At 45.5% G+C, this 363-nt stretch carries 1 pseudogene; it reads right to left on the bottom strand.

What is annotated here, in order from left to right:
• Positions 1-127 precede the first annotated feature (127 nt).
• Positions 128-363: pseudogene (locus FW757_RS23235) on the bottom strand (IS630 family transposase); the annotation flags it as partial.

Genomic DNA, 363 nt, shown 5'->3' with positions numbered 1-363 from the left:
CCGGAAGTTTTATTAGCGTGACATTATTGAATGGTTTTACAGTATCAATAGTATGCTAACCAGCGCCATCAACGATCACGACGGCATGACGTCCTGCCTCCGTGGCTTTTGATATTAATTCCATGTGTTACGTCATGACGTCTTTATTGACGATAGGGCTGATCAGCGCTTCTGTTATACCATTACTTGGGCGCACTGCACCAAATAAGTATCCATACTCAAACTGCTGTTGTTTTGTTGCGCGGGGCCTAGAGCCTGTTTCAGCCCATAAGCATGTTATTTGATTTTGTTGCCCAAACCGTGCTTCATTTTGAAAGCAAACATCAATGCAACCTAAAGGTAGATGTCCAGGGGGGGGGGGCG

The organism is Pseudoalteromonas sp. 1181_04 (assembly GCF_052850545.1).
This window is presented reverse-complemented; position numbering and strand designations above follow the sequence as displayed.